The 18174-nt window shown below is 42.3% G+C and carries 20 protein-coding genes and 1 pseudogene; 17 read left to right on the top strand and 4 right to left on the bottom strand.

Going from position 1 to position 18174, the window contains the following annotated elements; genetic code table 11:
• Positions 1-244 precede the first annotated feature (244 nt).
• The 9 genes from F9Y84_RS08380 (at position 245) to F9Y84_RS08340 (ending at position 8406) form a co-directional block, all read left to right on the top strand.
• A complete protein-coding gene (locus tag F9Y84_RS08380; RefSeq protein WP_147390191.1) occupies positions 245-1285 on the top strand; it encodes a Leu/Phe/Val dehydrogenase in 1041 nt (346 codons plus the stop codon).
• 51 nt (positions 1286-1336) lie between these two features.
• Positions 1337-1981, top strand: coding sequence for a CatA-like O-acetyltransferase (locus F9Y84_RS08375; protein ID WP_128730505.1), 645 nt, complete (start codon positions 1337-1339; stop codon positions 1979-1981).
• A 405-nt stretch (positions 1982-2386) separates the two neighbouring features.
• Positions 2387-3157, top strand: coding sequence for a DUF3450 domain-containing protein (locus F9Y84_RS08370; RefSeq protein ID WP_125252439.1), 771 nt, complete (start codon positions 2387-2389; stop codon positions 3155-3157).
• Positions 3158-3163: 6 nt separating this feature from the next.
• Positions 3164-4525: a MotA/TolQ/ExbB proton channel family protein gene (locus F9Y84_RS08365; RefSeq protein WP_128730527.1), complete on the top strand. Its 1362-nt coding sequence runs from the start codon at positions 3164-3166 to the stop codon at positions 4523-4525.
• Positions 4525-5049, top strand: coding sequence for a MotA/TolQ/ExbB proton channel family protein (locus F9Y84_RS08360; protein ID WP_125252440.1), 525 nt, complete (start codon positions 4525-4527; stop codon positions 5047-5049). The genes F9Y84_RS08365 and F9Y84_RS08360 overlap by 1 nt, the downstream gene beginning before the upstream one ends.
• 14 nt (positions 5050-5063) lie before the next feature.
• A complete protein-coding gene (locus tag F9Y84_RS08355; RefSeq protein ID WP_010606404.1) occupies positions 5064-5468 on the top strand; it encodes an ExbD/TolR family protein in 405 nt (134 codons plus the stop codon).
• Positions 5468-6082, top strand: a complete 615-nt coding sequence (locus F9Y84_RS08350; RefSeq protein ID WP_125252441.1) for an energy transducer TonB — start codon at positions 5468-5470, stop codon at positions 6080-6082. The genes F9Y84_RS08355 and F9Y84_RS08350 overlap by 1 nt, the downstream gene beginning before the upstream one ends.
• Before the next feature lie 11 nt (positions 6083-6093).
• Positions 6094-7353, top strand: a complete 1260-nt coding sequence (locus F9Y84_RS08345) for a tetratricopeptide repeat protein (RefSeq protein WP_147390192.1) — start codon at positions 6094-6096, stop codon at positions 7351-7353.
• A 51-nt stretch (positions 7354-7404) separates the two neighbouring features.
• Positions 7405-8406 carry a hypothetical protein gene (locus tag F9Y84_RS08340; RefSeq protein WP_225740693.1) on the top strand — a complete coding sequence of 334 codons (1002 nt, stop codon included), beginning with the start codon at positions 7405-7407 and terminating at the stop codon, positions 8404-8406.
• Here F9Y84_RS08340 and F9Y84_RS08335 read toward each other — a convergent pair.
• Positions 8369-8743, bottom strand: coding sequence for a TraR/DksA family transcriptional regulator (locus F9Y84_RS08335; protein ID WP_147390193.1), 375 nt, complete (start codon positions 8741-8743; stop codon positions 8369-8371). The two genes, F9Y84_RS08340 and F9Y84_RS08335, sit on opposite strands and share 38 nt — an antisense overlap.
• 28 nt (positions 8744-8771) lie before the next feature.
• On the bottom strand, positions 8772-9767 hold the full coding sequence (locus tag F9Y84_RS08330; RefSeq protein WP_125252444.1) for a tRNA-dihydrouridine synthase: 996 nt from the start codon (positions 9765-9767) through the stop codon (positions 8772-8774).
• A 538-nt stretch (positions 9768-10305) separates the two neighbouring features.
• Between F9Y84_RS08330 and F9Y84_RS08325 the strand changes: the two genes are divergently transcribed.
• The 6 genes from F9Y84_RS08325 to F9Y84_RS08300 all read left to right on the top strand — a co-directional run bounded on the left by F9Y84_RS08325 (position 10306) and on the right by F9Y84_RS08300 (position 16326).
• Positions 10306-10860 (top strand): HvfA family oxazolone/thioamide-modified RiPP metallophore, encoded by a 555-nt coding sequence (locus F9Y84_RS08325; RefSeq protein ID WP_168756751.1) that lies wholly within the window; start codon positions 10306-10308, stop codon positions 10858-10860.
• Between the two features lie 158 nt (positions 10861-11018).
• Positions 11019-11855 carry an HvfB family MNIO-type RiPP peptide maturase gene (locus tag F9Y84_RS08320; protein WP_125252446.1) on the top strand — a complete coding sequence of 279 codons (837 nt, stop codon included), beginning with the start codon at positions 11019-11021 and terminating at the stop codon, positions 11853-11855.
• A 2-nt stretch (positions 11856-11857) separates the two neighbouring features.
• Positions 11858-12607 (top strand): HvfC family RiPP maturation protein, encoded by a 750-nt coding sequence (locus F9Y84_RS08315; RefSeq protein WP_147391269.1) that lies wholly within the window; start codon positions 11858-11860, stop codon positions 12605-12607.
• A gap of 483 nt (positions 12608-13090) precedes the next feature.
• Positions 13091-13636: an adenine phosphoribosyltransferase gene (gene apt, locus F9Y84_RS08310; RefSeq protein WP_128730500.1), complete on the top strand. Its 546-nt coding sequence runs from the start codon at positions 13091-13093 to the stop codon at positions 13634-13636.
• A gap of 2 nt (positions 13637-13638) precedes the next feature.
• Positions 13639-15936 carry a DNA polymerase III subunit gamma/tau gene (dnaX, locus tag F9Y84_RS08305; RefSeq protein WP_147391270.1) on the top strand — a complete coding sequence of 766 codons (2298 nt, stop codon included), beginning with the start codon at positions 13639-13641 and terminating at the stop codon, positions 15934-15936.
• 63 nt (positions 15937-15999) lie between these two features.
• Positions 16000-16326, top strand: coding sequence for a YbaB/EbfC family nucleoid-associated protein (locus F9Y84_RS08300; protein ID WP_010368987.1), 327 nt, complete (start codon positions 16000-16002; stop codon positions 16324-16326).
• Positions 16327-16359: 33 nt separating this feature from the next.
• On the opposite strand, the gene F9Y84_RS08295 is transcribed toward F9Y84_RS08300, so the two are convergent.
• Both F9Y84_RS08295 and F9Y84_RS08290 read right to left on the bottom strand, forming a co-directional pair.
• Positions 16360-16794 (bottom strand): hypothetical protein, encoded by a 435-nt coding sequence (locus tag F9Y84_RS08295; RefSeq protein ID WP_147391271.1) that lies wholly within the window; start codon positions 16792-16794, stop codon positions 16360-16362.
• A 269-nt stretch (positions 16795-17063) separates the two neighbouring features.
• Positions 17064-17327, bottom strand: a complete 264-nt coding sequence (locus tag F9Y84_RS08290; protein WP_147391272.1) for a hypothetical protein — start codon at positions 17325-17327, stop codon at positions 17064-17066.
• Between the two features lie 423 nt (positions 17328-17750).
• On the opposite strand from F9Y84_RS08290, the pseudogene F9Y84_RS08285 reads away from it, so the two are divergent.
• A pseudogene (locus F9Y84_RS08285) lies at positions 17751-17930 on the top strand (type I restriction-modification system subunit M N-terminal domain-containing protein); the annotation flags it as partial.
• 68 nt (positions 17931-17998) lie between these two features.
• Positions 17999-18174, top strand: a 176-nt coding sequence (locus F9Y84_RS08280) for a transposase family protein (RefSeq protein WP_168756750.1), incomplete at its 3' end; no start/stop codon positions are given.

Raw genomic sequence — 18174 nt, 5'->3', positions numbered from 1 at the left:
CTTAGATTAAATTCTGATTAAAGGCTGTTTTTTAGGATATATTTGCCTTCATTTTATAATTTGTTGGATTTTATATTTGTATTTGAGTGCAAATGGGTTTATATCATCTCAATTTGTGGAATGGTGCTAAAGTTAGTGATAGAGTCTAGCCAATTTCAGCGCTATTTGCGTTTGATGAGTCGTAATATTACCTAACATCAAACAGCATGCCCAAGTGGGATTGATAATTTTGGAGAAAAAGAAAGTGGCTGTATTTAACCAAGTTGAATTTGATAATCATGAGCAAGTCGTGTTTTGCTCGGACGAAGCGTCTGGCTTAAAAGCTATCATTGCTGTTCACAATACTACGTTGGGGCCAGCGGTAGGTGGCTGCCGATTATGGAACTATGCGTCAGATGAAGATGCTGTGTATGATGTTTTACGTCTATCAAAAGGGATGACATATAAAAATGCCGTTGCACGACTGCCTTTTGGTGGAGGTAAATCGGTGATCATTGGTGACGCGAAAACAATAAAATCAGAAGCGTTATTTCGTGCATTCGGAAGACATCTAGAACGTTTAGGTGGCAGCTATTACTCAGCCGAAGATGTAAACATCACAACTGGTGATGTAATGACCATGCATAAAGAAACAAATTATGTGATGGGGCTAGAGGGCAAAAGCGGTAACCCATCTCCTTTTACCGCATTAGGTACTTTCCTTGGCATCAAAGCGGCATATCAACATAAGCATGGTCACGAAGATCTCGCTGGAGTTAAAGTTGCTGTACAAGGTTTAGGCGCTGTGGCATACACATTATGCAAATACCTTCACGAAGCAGGCGCAGAGCTTTTTGTTACCGACATTAACCAAGAGTCAGTACAGCGTGTTGTTAATGATTTTAACGCAACAGCTGTCAGTATCGATGGAATTTATGACTTAGACGTTGATGTTTATGCGCCGTGTGCGTTAGGTGCAACCATTAATGACGACACTATCCCTCGCTTAAAAGCGAAGATTATTGCTGGATGTGCAAATAATCAGCTGGCTGAATCGCGCCATGGTGAAATTATTCGCGAAAAGGGCGTTTTGTATGCCCCTGATTATGTGATAAATGCTGGCGGTATCATTAACGTTTATTATGAAACGAAACCTGAAGGTTATGATGAAGCGGCAGCAACTAAGCATGTTGAAGGTATTTACGATACGCTGACAGAAATCTTCAAGCGATCTGAACAAGAGCAAATTTCTACGCATATAATTGCAGACAAATTAGCACAAGAGATCATTAAAAACGGGCTATAATAGTGGAGCCGTTTAACTGATTTAGAGAGGGGCGCAAGCCCCTTTTTTTGTATGAAAAAGAAAATTTCTCTAGAAGCTTGGCCCCGTAAAGAACACTACGCTTTTTTCAATGAGTTTGAACAGCCGTTTTTCTCTGTGACTGTTACTTTGCAAATGCGGCGCTTATATGAGCTGAGTAAGCGAACTGAAACGCCTTTCTCACTAACATGCTTGTATGCTCTACAACTGGCATTACAGCAATACGCCCCAATCCGTTATCGTATTGAGTCAAGTGATGTTGTTGAGTACGATGAAGTGGAAATTAGCAGTGTATTTCTGCGTGATGATGAAACTTTTAGGTTTGTAAGGTTGGCACCTGAGCGTGACTTTAAGCGCTTCATTAGTATGAATCTTCACTGTAAAGCTGAACAACTGGATGGGCCGTTACTTAGTGAGCAGTTTTTATCAGAAAGTCTATCCCCAAATTGTGTCCATGTGTCAATTCTACCCTGGTTGTCATTTTCTAGTTTCAATCATGCAAGGCACAGTAGAGATGACTTTGGCATTCCTAAATTTGTTTTCGGAAAATACAACAAAGCAGATGGAACCATGCCATTTTGTATCGAGGTACACCATGCGTTAATGGATGGTCTACACGTCGCTGAATTCGTACGAATTTTACAGGAAAAAATAGATCAAGAGATTTGGGATAGATAAACAAATTTTGCGCTAATTTGCAGACGATGAAATAATTTTCGCATAATACAATGACATACTTTGTTTATCTTGCTGTTTTTTATGTTTATTCATTATATTTATGTGGAATATCTATTCAGCTTATTGGAATAAATCTGATGTAAAGTATTGTAAATAGCGTATGCAAAAGGTTGGTTTTACGAGAGTTCTGTATCTTTTGCTGTGTTTTTGATGTTAATTTTTTGTTTTCTATATAATTATTACTTATTTATTGACAAAAAATGTTTTCACAGCGAAGTTGACACATCGTGTTGCATTTAGCATTATTGAACGGTTGATATCTGTCAAATGATGTCAGGGTTGCTCTTACTACGTATTAAGAGCGCAAAAATTATAAAAGTAACATTACTTAATTGGTTGGGAACTATGTCTGTTAAAATCAGAAAGAGCCTTGTAGCTACGGCGCTTTTAGGCGCGACAGCTTTTGCAAGCAGCAATGTGATTGCAGATCCTTTGAATGACATACAAAAAGTAGGTCAACAAACTCAAACGGCTGCTAAAAAGTCTCAAGAAAAGATTGATAACCTATATGGTCAGTCTCAAGAAATGATCGCTGAATACCGTGGTCTTATCGACGAAACAGAACTGCTAAAAGTGTACAACGACCACGTTGCACGCCTTGTAGCAGACCAGAATGCTGGTATTGAGTCTCTTGAGCGTCAAATTGGTACTATTGATAAGACAAAACAGGACGTTGTGCCTTTGATGTATCGCATGATCGATACGCTTGAGCAATTCATCAAAGCGGACGTTCCGTTTAATCAAGAATCACGTCTAGAGCGTGTTGAGAGACTTCGTAGCATTATGACGAACTCTTCTGTAACGACTTCTGAAAAGTTCCGTCAGGTGCTTGAAGCTTATACTATTGAAACTGACTACAGTACAACTATCGTGTCAAGCCAGGGTTCACTTGAACAAAACGGTAAAAACATCAATGTTGACTTCGCACGTCTTGGCCGTATTGCATACGTTGCTCAGTCGTTTGACCAAAAACACGCTTGGGTTTGGAATAACAGTACTAAGCAGTGGGAACAACTTGGCGAAGAATATCTTAAGCCAGTTAAGAGCATGATCCGTATCGCTCGTAAGCAAGCGGCTCCTGAACTTATCGATCTACCTATCTTTGGCGCGGAGTAATTAATGATGAAGAAACTATTTAAAGGTTTTGCAGTTGCTGCAGCGTTAACAGTTTCTGCTGGTGCCGCGCTAAATGCACATGCGAACACTGAAGCCTTAGACAAAATTTTAGAGCAGGTTAAGCAAAACCGTATTTCTGAAGGTAAAATCAACAAGCAACGTGAGCAAGAGTTCTTAAACGACCGTGCTGACAAGCAAGCTTTATTGAACAAAGCAAAACGTGACTTAGCCGCTGAAAAAGCGCGTGGCGATCGTTTAAACGAGCAGTTTAAGCAAAACGAAATCACACTTGCGGAAAAAGAAGTTGAACTAGAAAACGCTAAAGGTACTCTAGGTGAGATGTTTGGTGTTGTTCGTCGTTCAGCAGCTGATGCTATTGGCTCAATTGAAGCATCACTTGTAAGTGCTGAAAAGCCTGGGCGTGCTGAAGTACTTCGTTCACTAGCGGAAGCGAAAGAACTTCCTACTACTCGTGAACTTGAAGACCTTTGGATTGCTTTCCAGACTGAAATGACTGAGTCTGCAAAAGTTTCAAAATTTGAAGCTGAAGTTGCAGAGCTAAGTGGTGACATTAACGTTAAAGAAGTAACGCGTGTAGGTAACTTCAACCTTGTTACAAAAGACGGTTATGTTATCTATGATGCGGAGAACAAGCAAATCGTGCCACTAGGTAAGCAGCCAGGTGGTGAGTTAGGCGGTGTTGCGAGCCTTATCGGTGCATCTGCTGATCAATACGTTAAGTTTGCAGTTGACCCAACTCGTGGTTCACTATTACAACTTAATACTCAGCGTGCAACAATGGAAGAGCGTTGGCACCAAGGCGACACGGTTGGTTATATTATCACTGCACTACTTATCTTAGGTGCGTTGATTGCGGTTATCCGTATGCTTGACCTATTCATCGTGAGCGGCAAAATCAAAGCGCAAATTAAAAACGCGAATAACCCGAACACAAACAACCCACTTGGCCGTATCTTGAAAGTTTACCACGATAATAAAGACCAAGACGTTGAAAACCTAGAGCTTAAACTTGACGAAGCTATCTTACGTGAAACTCCACGTATTGAGATGGGTGTAAATATCATCAAGATCCTAGCGGCTATCGCGCCACTACTAGGTCTACTAGGTACGGTTGTTGGTATGATCATGACGTTCGAATCAATCACGCTATACGGTACTGGTGATCCGAAGATCATGGCTGGTAACATCTCTCTAGCGCTAGTAACTACAGCACTAGGTCTAATTGCAGCTCTACCACTAATTCTACTTCACGCTGTTGTTGCTGGTCGTAGTAAAGCGGTTCTACACATCCTAGATGAGCAAAGCGCAGGTATTGTTGCCGCTCACGCGGAGAAGGAGAAAGCCTAATGTTAGTCCTGATGGAGATATGGGAATCTATCAGGGATTTTGTTGCTACAGGCGGCGATGTATTATACGTGGTCGCAATAGCACTCTTTCTAATGTGGGTTTTAATGATTGAGCGCTATTGGTTCCTACTAGGTGAATTTCCTAAAATACACAAGGAAATAGTCACTAAGTGGGACGCCCGCCAAGATACTACGTCTTGGTACGCACACAGAATCCGCGATGCATGGATTTCTGAAGCGTCTGAAAAATTAGATGAGCGTATGTTGATTATCAAAACATTGGTTGCAATGTGTCCTTTAATCGGTCTTTTAGGTACAGTGACAGGTATGATCACAGTATTCGAGACAATGGCTACTCAAGGTACGGGTAACGCACGATTAATGGCTTCAGGCATTTCAATGGCTACGGTACCAACAATGGCTGGAATGGTTGCGGCACTATCAGGTGTTTTCTTTAGCACGCGTTTAGAAGCGCGCGCAAAAATGGCTAAAGAAAAGCTAGTTGATAGCTTGCCTCATCACTAGAGAGAGATTGAACTATGGCACGTAAACAACGTTTTCGTGAAGAGGAAGATGCAGCAGTAGATATGACGCCGATGCTAGACATCGTATTCATCATGCTTATCTTCTTCATCGTAACCACTTCTTTTGTTAAAGAAGCTGGTATTGAGGTTAACAAGCCAAAAGCGGCACAAGCACAAAAAACTAAGAACGCGAACATCTTCATCGCAATCCGTGAAAACGGCGAGATTTGGATGGATAAGCGTCAAGTAGATGTTGAGCGTGTAAGTGCTAACCTTGAAAGTCTAATGGCCGAGCAACCTACAGACGTGATAATTATTCAAGCTGACAAAGGTGCGAAACACGGCGTAGTAGTGAAGGTTATGGATCAGATCAAAGCGACTGGCGACAACCTGAAGATTTCAATAGCTGGAGATCAGTAATGATTCGACTTCTGTTTTCACTTCTAGCAGGTGGGGCAGTAACTCTCGGCTTGTTCTTTTTTATGTCATATCTTATCTCCGGCGGAGCGGATAGGGCAGATGTTCAAAAAGAACAGATCGTAGTCGAGATTATGTCGAATCCACCTGAATCGAAGGTGCAGCAGCGGAAGCGTGTCCCGCCTCCGCCGCCGCCACCGCCTAAACAGCCGCCTAAGCCGCAGCCGCCTCAGCCTGACGTTGCTGATCCGACTGGTGGTAACATCGGCTTTAATATGCCTAGTATTGATCTAGGTGGTACAGCAGGTGGTTTATCTGGACCAGGTGAGTTCGGTCGCGATGGTGATGCAACACCTATCGTTCGAATTGAGCCTAAATATCCACCGCAAGCTGCTCGTGATGGCAAAGAAGGTTGGGTACGCTTATCATTCACAATCAATGAACTTGGTGGTGTTGAAGACATCGAAGTTATTGAAGCTGAACCAAAGCGTATATTTGACCGTGAAGCTAAACGTGCGCTTCGTAAGTGGAAATACCGTCCAAAGGTTGTTGATGGTAAACCACAGAAACAGCCGGGCATCACTGTTCAGCTTGATTTTACATTGAACCAAGACTAAGGAGGCAGGATATGAAAAGTTTACCTAAATTTACAGCTCTTGCTCTTCTTATCGCACTGACTGGTGGTACGTACTCAGGATCAGTTTCTGCTGCGCCGAACTATGAAGAAATAGAAAAGCGTAAAGCGGCAAAAACTAAAATCATGGGTGAGCGGGTAGGTAAAAAAGTTGCCCAAGCTTTCGACTTGTATAACGAAGAGAAAGTGGATGAAGCAATAGCAATGCTTCGTGAGCTAGACCCTTCTGATGAGTTTGACAAAGCAACGGTTAACCGCTACCTGGGCCAGCTGTATGCTCAAAAAGAAAATTACGCCGAGGCCATTAAATATACTCGTCAAGCAATTGCACCAGACGCGCTTAATTTTAAAGATCAAGCGGACATCATGAAGCTATTAGGTGACCTTTTATTGGGTACTGAAAAGTACGCAGAAGGTATTAAAGCCTATGAAGCTTGGATGGATTTCACTGGTGAAACTGATGGAAAAGTATATGGCCGTATTGCACAGGCATATTATGAGTTGAAGCAATTCAAAAACGTTATTGCTCCTGCTGATAAAGCAATTGCCGGTGTAGAAGAGCCTAATAAACAGTACTATCTGATGAAAGTAGCGGCTTATTTTGAACTGAAGCAGTTCAAAAATGCTGTGAAAGTTGGTGAAGAACTGGTTAGAGTTTTCCCAGAAGACCCTAAAGTGTGGACTCAACTTGGTGGTTTTTATTTGCAAACTGAAGATTACAGTAAAGGTATGACTGTAATGAAGGTTGCGTATGACAAAGGCTATTTTGCAAAAGAGAATGACTACAAAATCCTTGGTAGTCTATACTCTTTAACAGATAACCCTTGGCGCGCTGCTCAAACTTTCGAAAAAGCCATCAAAGATGGCAAGATTGAACGTACAAAGCAGAACCTAACAGCACTTGCAAGTTATTATCATCAAGCTAAAGAAATCACTGACGCTGCAAAATTCTATGAAGAAGCAGCGAAAATGGATGATGATGCCGATCTTTATCGCCGAGCTGGTAGCTTGCTACATCAAGCACAAAAATATAGTGCTGCGGTAGTAAGGCTGAATAAGGCGCTTGAACTTGGTACTGATAAAAAAGGAAGTGCATATGCAGATCTTGCAGAAGCTTACTTCTATCAGGGCAAATTTAAGCAAGCCCACGCAGCAATCGTGAAGGCGCAGGATGACCCGAGTACTCGTAAGTTTGCGAAGAGTTGGGAAACCTACATTAAAGACAAAGCACAGCGCAAAGGCATCAGCCTTTAATAAAAAAGCCCCGAAAGGGGCTTTTTTGATTCTCAGATATGAAGTTAAGCCATGAAAAAGTATTCTTTAGCCTTGTTAACCTCAATCCTACTTTCCACGTTAACTGCATGTGGAGATAGTAACCTCTCCCTCAATGAGCAAGAGTTCAGCTCAGAATTACGCGCGTTAAATAGCGCACTGTATAGACAGTCTGACTTGAAGATCAACGAGCTTCCGTTTACTGAAGCGTATCTAGAGCGTAGGCATTCAATCCTTTCAAATAAATTGCTCTCATCCAATGTAGCTATACATTCTGAATTAGATTATCTAAGAATTCAGCAGCGCTACCCCGAGCGCTACTTGCCCTGGCCTGGTAATGTACCTGTGATAACTTATATTCAAGAAAAGGTGAGTACTGAAGTAGTTGATAAATGGTTTTTATTCGTCAAATCAAAGCTGGTAGAGGCAAGTGAAAGCAATATTAGGCTGAACCGACTCGAACACCAGGGATTACTGGAACAGTTGACTTCTGCTGATATCGCACTCCAATCACGTGATGACTTGATTAGTTACTTAAACAGCTACAGGCCAAGAGCAATGCTTGGTTTACATCAGCTTCCCAATGGTAAAGAGTGGTATCAATCTAAACTAAACTTTTATGGTTCCATAAAGACTTCACCTAACAAGGTATTGGCTAACTTAACTAAGCTTACTGTACATGATACAAATACAGTACCGCCAGTGATGCCGAATCTACATCGCCCTTACATTTTAGAGTTGCTACCAGATAGTTGTAAAAAGTTAACTGGGCTGAACTGGCGAGACGGCTTTGTTAATTTGCCAGCATCGGTTGCCAAATGTAAACAAGTAAGAAAACAGCATAAGATGTTATTGCTAACAATAATGGAAGTAGATTTGGGCTTGCACTACCAAGGGTGGTCACAACAGCAAGCATTTGTTGTGCTCAACTCAAGACTAGCGCTGAATGAACAACAAGCACAACAATTGATTGCTAATATCGTGTATTTTCCTGCAACTATTTTTGCTGCATATCCATACTTCTTGCAGCCTTAGCTTTACAACTTATACAGCGCTGAGTTGCAGGGTCTTGCTCTAGCAGCTCAGGCTCAATCGCTTGTTCACAATCGCAACAGTAACCAAATTGGCCGATCTCCATTTGACAAAGTGCAGCCTCGACTTTCATCAGCCGATCGTATTGTGGGAATTGCTCCGGATTAATCTTTTCCACCACAATATCTAACCACTTATTTGGCGGATTAACTTCTAAAGTGTTGGCAAGGTTATGTGTAAACTCATTGGGTGAGGATTTCAACTCACCTAAAAAGTCATTTCTCAGTGCAGTAAGTTCAGCCTGAAGGCTTTGCTCGTAGTTTATTACATTTTCATTCATGGGCGCTCTCCTATCCGACGCCCCATTATCATTTGGGTATAGCTTTGCTGTTATGATTTGAATCAAGGTCTGGAGATATTGCATATTTCTCAAGCACTCTAACGACATCTTGTTTGCTTTTCAGTGTTTTGATTTCGTCAAACACAAGATGGGCACCGTTATACTGACGCTTTAGATAGCTTAACCACTGTTTCGTTCTAGACGAAAAGTATTTGTCACTCATATTTTCATCTTGGTGCATTGAAGAATGCAATATGTGATAGACCACATTTTCCCATGAAAGCGGTGAGTAGGGCTTATCTGCTTTGTATGCTTTGATTTTAGCTGCTAAATCTGGCGTAGCTAATGCTCCGCGACCCAACATAAGATCTTGGCATTGGCTGCGCTCCTGGCAACGTAGTGCATCCTCAACTTGCCAAATTTCACCGTTTGCGATAACAGGAATGGTTAACCTTGATAATAAAGGCGGTATTTTTTCCCAATATGCGGGCGGCTTATATCCATCTCTTTTTGTTCGCGCATGAATAGCTAGGCTTGAGGCTCCGGCTTGTTGAACTGCATCGACAATCTCAGTGCTGTTTGCATCGTCATCAAAACCAAGTCTAATCTTGGCGCTCACCTCATGCTCAGTTGGTACCGCTTCTCGCACCGCTTTAATAATTTGGTATATTTGCTCCGGTTCTTTTAGTAACACGGCGCCGCCTCTGCTTTTATTAACCGTTTTTGCAGGACAGCCAAAGTTAAGGTCTACTCCGTGAGAGCCGAGCTTTACAGCTTTTCTTGCATTGGCAGCAAGGGCGTGTGGGACTTGCCCTAGAAGTTGGATCCTAACAGGAGTTCCAGACTTCGTATAACCGCCATTGAGTAGCTCTGGGCAGTACCTGACGAAAACTCGGCGAGGAAAGGTGAGGTCAACAACACGAATAAACTCTGTGACGCAGAGATCAAACCCTCCAATATCAGTGAGTAGTTCACGCATTTTAAAATCGACGACCCCTTCCATTGGCGCAAGAACAAGCTTCATATAACAACCTCAGATACAGCAACACGGTGCCGCAGCAGATGACACCTTCAAAGTGCGCCATTTTAGCTAATCGTGCAACGTAAGTCATTAATAGCAGGGAGTTGGACTAATACCAATTTGACTTAATACTTACTCATTTTGAAGGAGTAAATCTGACGCTACCCGCGTTAAAAATTTATTATTTAGAACAACTAAATAGCAAAATTTTTGCCTTGCCTACAGGACGTAGGTACCTCGGCGTGAGCAGGACGCGGAAGCGGTGTTATCGACAAGATTTGCTCGCCTCAAAATAGACCACTTAATTAAGAAAGTTGGTATAAAGGTGTAATATTTGTAGGGAGAGCTTTGTTAATTTTTTAATTACTATTAGACTGGAGTAGGGTGAATTTAATACAAACACCGCGACGGTAAAGGATAGTTATCCCAAGCATACTCGAGCATGATACGGTAAACATGAAATTTTTAAAAAATAGCGAAATAAAACTCTAGCCAGCTTGGTCTACTAATTGAATCAACTATTTTCGAGAGAGCATACAGTATGAATACAATTAAAAATAACTCTATCGCGCTTACGTTAAGCGCTGTGGTTGCAGGCACTGCGGGTCTTACTGCTACTGATGCAAACGCCAATCCATTTAGCTTTGAAACAATGACCTCGGGTTATCAACTAGATGCTGGTGAAGGTAAGTGTGGCGAAGGTAAATGCGGCGGCGATGCTAAAGGCAAAAAAGAAGGCAAGTGCGGCGAAGGCAAATGTGGCGGCGATGCTAAAGGCAAAAAAGAAGGTAAGTGCGGCGAAGGTAAATGCGGCGGCGATGCTAAAGGCAAAAAAGAAGGCAAATGCGGCGAAGGTAAATGTGGCGGCGATGCTAAAGGCAAAAAAGAAGGCAAGTGCGGCGAAGGTAAATGCGGTGGTCATGCTAAAGGCAAAAAAGAAGGCAAGTGCGGCGAAGGTAAATGCGGCGAAGGTAAATGCGGCGGCGACGCTAAAGGCAAAAAAGAAGGTAAGTGCGGCGAAGGTAAATGTGGCGGCGACGCTAAAGGCAAAAAAGAAGGTAAGTGTGGCGAAGGCAAATGTGGTGGTAGCCACTAATTACTGGTTATAAAACACACTTAACCCTACCTTATGGCACAGTGGATTTTGATGAGCTGTGCCATGATGTACCTCAGACTAAGCAAAACATCACCACAGAAATTGTTTTAGCTTTTCAGTATTATATCCGTCAACAGTAATCACTAAGGTGAGAGTAAATGGCAGCGAAGCTAGGTAATTTAGGACTTGGCCTACGTCGAGAAATGATTGAGGATGTGTTAAACAACCCTCCCGCGCAAATTGACTTTTTTGAAGTTGCACCAGAAAACTGGATAAAATTTGGTGGCAAGTTAGCCAAGCAATTTCAAGCGCTAACTCAAGCACACACGTTTATTTGCCATGGCTTATCCCTGTCTTTGGGGTCACCCGCACCGCTCGATACCGAGTTTCTATCACAGCTTAAAACATTTTTTAAGCAGCATAATATCCATACCTACAGTGAACATCTTAGTTATTGCTCTGGTGACGGTCACATGTATGACCTTATGCCCATACCGTTTACCGAGGAGGCTATTCGCCATACCGCAAAGCGGATCAAAAAAGTTCAAGATATACTTGAGCGTCGTATCGCGGTAGAAAATGTTTCTTACTATGCCGCTCCAGGTCAAGAAATGTCGGAGTTAGAATTTACGCTGGCGGTATTAGAAGAAGCAGATTGTGACTTACTTTTAGATGTAAATAATATTTACGTTAACTCTATTAATCATGGTTATGATGCGGAGCAGTTTTTGGCAGCGATGCCAACCGAGCGCATCACATACGGACATATTGCAGGGCATTTTGTGGAAGCTGATGATTTATTGGTAGACACTCATGGTGCTGAAGTATCTTCGCCTGTATGGCAATTGCTGCATCGAGCCTATGAGCTACACGGCGTATTTCCTACTTTGTTAGAACGAGATTTTAATATTCCACCTATGCCTGAATTACTGGCTGAGGCAGGGCAAATATCAGCCATTCAAGTTAAGTATTTCAATGTGGAAGAAAAGGTATAAACATGTCATTTGTCGAAACACAGCAAGCTTTTATGGCGTACATTCGCGATCCTGACAACCAGCCAGCGCCTAGTGGTATTGAATCTCGTCGTTTAAAAATATATCAAGAGCTGTTTTTCAATAATATAGAAGGGTTTGTGAGTAGTGCGTTTCCTGTACTTAAGAGCTTGTATCCAGCAACACAATGGCTTGCCTTAGTCAGGCAGTTCTTTGTCAAACACCATTGTAAATCACCGTATTTTCTGGAGATCAGTCAAGAATTTCTGCTGTTTTTACAAGGCGAATATGAACCCACAGCAACAGATCCTGAGTTTATGCTTGAACTTGCGCACTATGAATGGTTGGAACTTGATGTTGCCACAACAGTAGAATCACAGGATGAATATTCACTCGATGCCGATGCGCTGCGACATGCCAACCTCTATTTAGCAAGTACCACTCGAATTGCCCATTATCAATACCCAGTACATCAGATAAGCGAGACCTTTAAACCGGACAAAGTAGAGGGTCAAACCTTTAGCTTTGCGCTATATCGTGACGACGAAGACGATGTACAGTTTATCGCATTAAATCCAATGACGGCACTAATGCTATCTGTTATTGAATCAAACGGTGGGGCGCAACTTTATGAAATTACTACTGATATAGCCAAGCAAGTGCCTCAATTTAGTCAAGAGCAGCTATTTCAGGGAGCATTGCATACCCTTGGTGAATTGGCAAAACTAGGCATTATCAAAACGAAAAACCTTTAAGCAACGCGTAACATCGACTATTATACAGCCTGATTTTCGTCGTGCTTAAACTCGGACTAGGGCGCTGGTCAATACCATCTATATTAACTGGTGGTGCGAGTTATAAAATTAAAGGTAGTATCTATGTCTAAAGGTGACTTTAAAGATCCGTTTAATGCAAAATACTTTATTGCATTTGTTGCTGTTTTTGTTGGAATTGGCTGTCTAAACGCTATTCTTGGTTGGGCAACAGCGGTAGTTTAATCACGCAATTCATAAGGCTGCACTCGCAGCCTTTTTTGACTCTCGGCGCTTAATATACGAGTGTAAATGATTCATCCTGGCCGCGCGACTTAGAACATTAATCACATTATCATCGCCTTTTCGGCGCTAAATTGTTCGCTTTTTCCTCATCCTCACCTGTAAAATCAATCAGTCGGTTTCAACCTGATAGAAAATTGTTATAATCTGGCTCTTTTGTAATAAACTTAAAGCACAGTAATTATGACGACAGAGAATATGTCATTAATCAAAAATAGTATCGCAACGGTTCCAAACTATCCAAAACCTGGGATCATGTTCCGCGATGTTACTTCACTGCTAGCAGAGCCAGCTGCATTTAAAGCAACCATCGACGCATTCATTGCTGCATATAAAGATGGTGGATTTACTAAGATAATTGGTACCGAGTCACGAGGCTTTATTTTTGGAGCGCCGCTTGCTTATGCGCTTGGCATTCCATTTATTCCAGTACGTAAGCCAGGGAAATTGCCACGCGAGGTGATCAGCCAATCTTATCAACTGGAGTATGGCGAAGATATCCTAGAGCTACACGCTGACGCCATTGAAGCGGGTGATAAAGTACTATTAGTTGACGACTTATTAGCAACAGGTGGTACTATTGAAGCAACCGCAAAATTAGTTAAGCGTCTAGGTGGTGAAGCGACTGACGCGGCGTTTGTTATTTCGTTACCAGAGCTTGGTGGTGAAAAGAAAATCCAAGATCTTGGGATCAACATTCTCTCTTTAGTAGAGTTCGAAGGCGAATAAGCATGAGCTATCAGGTTCTGGCGCGTAAATGGCGTCCACAAAATTTCCACGAATTAATGGGGCAGGAGCATGTAAAGCAAGCTCTAGTAAACGCACTTAATGAAAAGCGTCTACACCATGCCTATTTATTCACAGGAACACGAGGTGTGGGCAAAACAACGATTGCTAGGATCTTCGCTAAAAGCTTAAACTGCGAACAAGGCGTGACTTCAACGCCTTGTGGTCAGTGTAGTGCGTGTACTGAGATTGAAAGTGGCAAGTTTATCGATTTAATCGAGATTGATGCCGCGTCTAGAACCAAAGTTGAAGACACCAGAGAGATTTTAGACAACGTACAGTACGCACCGACTCGTGGCCGATTTAAAGTTTACCTTATCGATGAAGTGCATATGCTATCTAAGCATAGTTTTAATGCGCTACTAAAAACGTTAGAAGAGCCGCCCGAACACGTAAAGTTTTTGCTGGCCACAACGGATCCGCAAAAGCTACCAGTAACGATTTTATCTCGCTGCTTGCAATTTAACCTCAATGCGATGACACAAGACCAAATTGTTGAGCAGCTGCAAAAAATACTGCCAATGGAGCAGATAGAGTTTGAGCTTAGCGCGTTACAAACGCTCTCAAAAGCCGCTGACGGTAGTATGCGTGACGCTCTTAGCCTCACGGATCAAGGTATAGCACAAACTAATGGTAATTTAACATTGCCAGCTGTACAGTCCATGCTTGGTCTAATGGACAGCGCACATGCGATTATTCTTCTGTCTGCGGTGTTGTGCCACGATGGCGAAGCATTACTTGACGGTATAGAAAGAATAGCGCGACAAAATGGTAATTTTGTCAGTGTGCTAGACGACTTGATCGCACTTTTGCACGTTATTCAATTAGCGCAGCTAGTGCCTAGTGCTGCACGTCTATCAAATTTTGATAATAACGATATCAAGTTATTTGCAGAGCAGCTAGCGCCGCAACAAGGTCAACTACTGTACCAATTACTGTTAAATGGTAAAAAAGACCTAAAATGGGCACCAGAACCTAAACTTGGCTTTGAAATGGTGATGTTACGCCTCATGGCGTTTGAAAAAGAAAGTCACGTTAGTATGAGCAACATGCCGTCTGCATCGCAGAAAGAGGCAAAGCCAAATAAAGTAGGCAACCTGCGTGAACTTTTAAAAAAGCCAACGGCTGAAAATACCTCGGTTGCAAGCGCACCACAGAGCCAGCAGGGTACTGCACCAGTTGCACCTGCACCGACTTTGCCACCAGCCACACCCCAAGCGCCAATATCATCAGCACCCGTGGGGCCAAGCTCACAACCTGAAGCTGACGAAACACAGATAGCAAGCCAATATGATAGCGTGATGTCACAGGCCGTAGCGCAAGGCTTTCAAGAGCAGGTTGTAACGCCACAACCAGAGTATCAGTCTGCAAGTAGTACTTTTTCACCAGCACCAGATGAACAACAAAGCGAACAAGCGATATTGTCATCATCAGATGATACGGTAGAGTCAGTAACATCTCCTGCAAGTACCCCGGTGTCAGAGCAACAAAGCCAAGCGCAGTCTGCTATAGCGAGGATTTTGAAAAATCGCAACATCTCAGGTGCTGGTAAATTGGTGGGAGCCGATGGTGAGGTAAAAAAGTCTGAGGCGCCGAGTGCGCCCATGCAAATGCCAAAGCCTGCGGTTATGGAGAATGTGCATGTCGAGCCACAGGTAGCGCAAACGGTTGAGCCTCGTCCGGTAATAAAAAAGCCAAAGAAAGAGGCGTTCCAGGCGCGTCATCGACCAATCACAGAAAATCTAGCGCCGGAATTGCTTGAGCAGTTATCACCTGTAAAACATGATGATAATGAGCAAAAGACACAAGTTGAAATTCCAGCTCCGGAGAACTTTGTCAGCCCAATTAGCGACATTAAATTTGCATACCAAAGTGATGATTGGGCAAATATGATTGAAAAAATGCAACTAGGCGGGCGCATTCGTCAATATGCACTTCACAGCGTGTTTACGCAAGAAGGCGAGCAGGTGCAACTGCAAGTAGATGCAAGTCAACAGCACTTAGACTCTGGAGTTTTGAGAGAAAAATTAACTGAAAGCCTCAGTGCTTTGTTAGAGAAGCCAGTATCGCTGGAAATTAATTACATAGAAGCACTAAGCAGTACTCCGTTTTTAGTGCAGCAGCAGCTTGATGAGCATAGATTGATGCAAGCAAAAACAGCAATGCGCGAAGATCCACTCGTCAGCGCATTTGTTCAAGAATTTGACGCAATGCTGGATGAAAATAGCGTCCAAGCATTGTAATTAGGGGCGTTAGCCCTTATCTTTTATCACAGTAAACCAAATTGAAGTATAAGAGAGCAGAATATGTTTAAAGGCGGAATGGGCAACATCATGAAACAAGCGCAGCAAATGCAAGAGCGCATGGAAAAAGCCCAAGAAGAAATCAAAAGCTTAGAAGTCACTGGTGAAGCAGGTGCAGGCTTGGTAAAAGTCACTATGCTTGGTAGCCACAACGTACGTCGCGTTGAGATCGACGAGAGCCTTATGGAAGACGACAAAGACATGATTGAAGACCTACTTGCCGCTGCGGTAAACGACGCTGTCCGTCGTGTAGGTGAAGAAACACAAAAGCGCATGTCAGAAGTTACCGGCGGCATGCAAATGCCTCCAGGCTTCAAAATGCCGTTCTAATTTAGAATCCTTTAAAAATAGCGCCTTTAGGCGCTATTTTTTTATCTGAAATTTAGGCTGACACAGAATTCTGAACGCCCTCAAACTAGCCAAAAATTGCTGATATGATTTCTTCCATACGGCTTTACACGCATCAGAAAAGAACCCTTGCTGATCTACCAAGAATATTCGTTTGAAAGCTTTAGTGCTTACGTTATCATTACAGTATTCTGAGATCTCTGTCTCAAATACATGTAATATAACCTCTATATCACTCGCTTCAATATATTGGCTTTGTAAAGCCTTTGGTAGTCTAGACTGTAAATCTTTACTGAGAGAAACACCGTTAATGCCCGACTCACCCAAGTGCAGGTAAATGCCTTGTTTCGACTCAGGTTGAAACATCATAACCACGCGTGAAACATCTGCCCAAGGACTTCGTGATTGGCGCGTGTAGCGTTTAAAAAACTCAATTGTATCTGTCATCATTGTTACTCATAGTAGTTGGCCTATCAGTAACAAGGTTCATGCTAAGGTAATTAGCTGCTATTCATCATATTTTCTCATTTGTAAGCGTCACGTTCACGCTGAAGTCTAAAGTGGCTAGCACTCGAATCTCGGCTTTCCTTGGTGTGTTTTCCCTAGTAGTCAGAGCTGGCTATATATTTAGGCGCACACCAGATGACTCATACCTCAAGCGTCGGTGAAGTCATCTTACAAATAAAAAAAACAAAAAATAAATCAAGATTATGCTTTACCTACCAATCATCAAACCCACCACAACTTGAATCATCAAAGGTGTCAAAGGTGTCAAAGGTGTCAAAGGTGTCAAAGGTATCCGAACTAGAAAAATCATTATCAAAGCACGAGTTATGATCGATACCATCATCTGTAGATGTCACCCCATATGGATTTCCATTGATATCAACACTGCCACACATTGGTGAACCATCTACATTTACACTTGGCTCACTATTAGAAACTGAATCGTCAGAACCAAACAAGAAGCTAAATAACCCCATAAAAATCACCTTTCTTAACATTAAGTTACTGACAAATTGTCTCAAAAATGCTAGCTTTTGAAAGCACTTTCGTAGTCGTTAGACGCCTACAAGTGCTTCGCTGAAATAAGGCTAAAATAGAAAGCAAAAATAGAATTTAAAAGGGTGATATAGGGACATAGATAAACCGTTTCATTGAAATATAAATTATCTCAAACTCATCACTAAATAATGGTATCGCTGAGCCAAACTTGATTAAGTTCATCTGTGCCTAATTATGTTCCCTACCTAAATACACCTGAACCAATATCCGCCCAGTAATTCAAGGCGTACATTGGTAACAAATAAAAGAATTACAGGGTTATGCCGCTTTCAATAAGGGCGTAATTCCAAAATACATTGATAAGTAGCGCTGTAGATGGCAACTACTTTTGGAAGACTAAAATGACAACGAACACAAATTTCTCTCAAACCGCTGCTTTTATCTGGTCAGTAGCTGATTTACTTCGCGGTGACTTTAAGCAATCTCAATATGGTCGCGTTATTTTACCTTTTACTCTTCTACGTCGCCTTGAGTGTGTATTAGAAGAATCAAAAGACGCTGTTGTTACACAGGCTGAAAAACAGGGCGGGATCGCACTTTTAGCTAATTTATGATCAAATAGCGCCAATCCCATTGCTAGGCGCAACCAATGAACCTGATTGAACACCTTACAGTTGTAGAAGAAACTCGCTCTGATATTAACAAAAAGCACGACTTAGTTGATGTCATTTTCCTTGTTATTAGCGCCATCATGGCAGGTGCTGAAGGTTGGCAGGATATCCAGCTCTATGGCGAGTCGAAGGAAGGTTGGTTGCGACAGTATCG

Origin of the sequence: Pseudoalteromonas peptidolytica (genome assembly GCF_012641745.1) — a bacterium.
GTDB classification, from domain to species: Bacteria; Pseudomonadota; Gammaproteobacteria; order Enterobacterales; family Alteromonadaceae; genus Pseudoalteromonas; species Pseudoalteromonas peptidolytica.
This window is presented reverse-complemented; position numbering and strand designations above follow the sequence as displayed.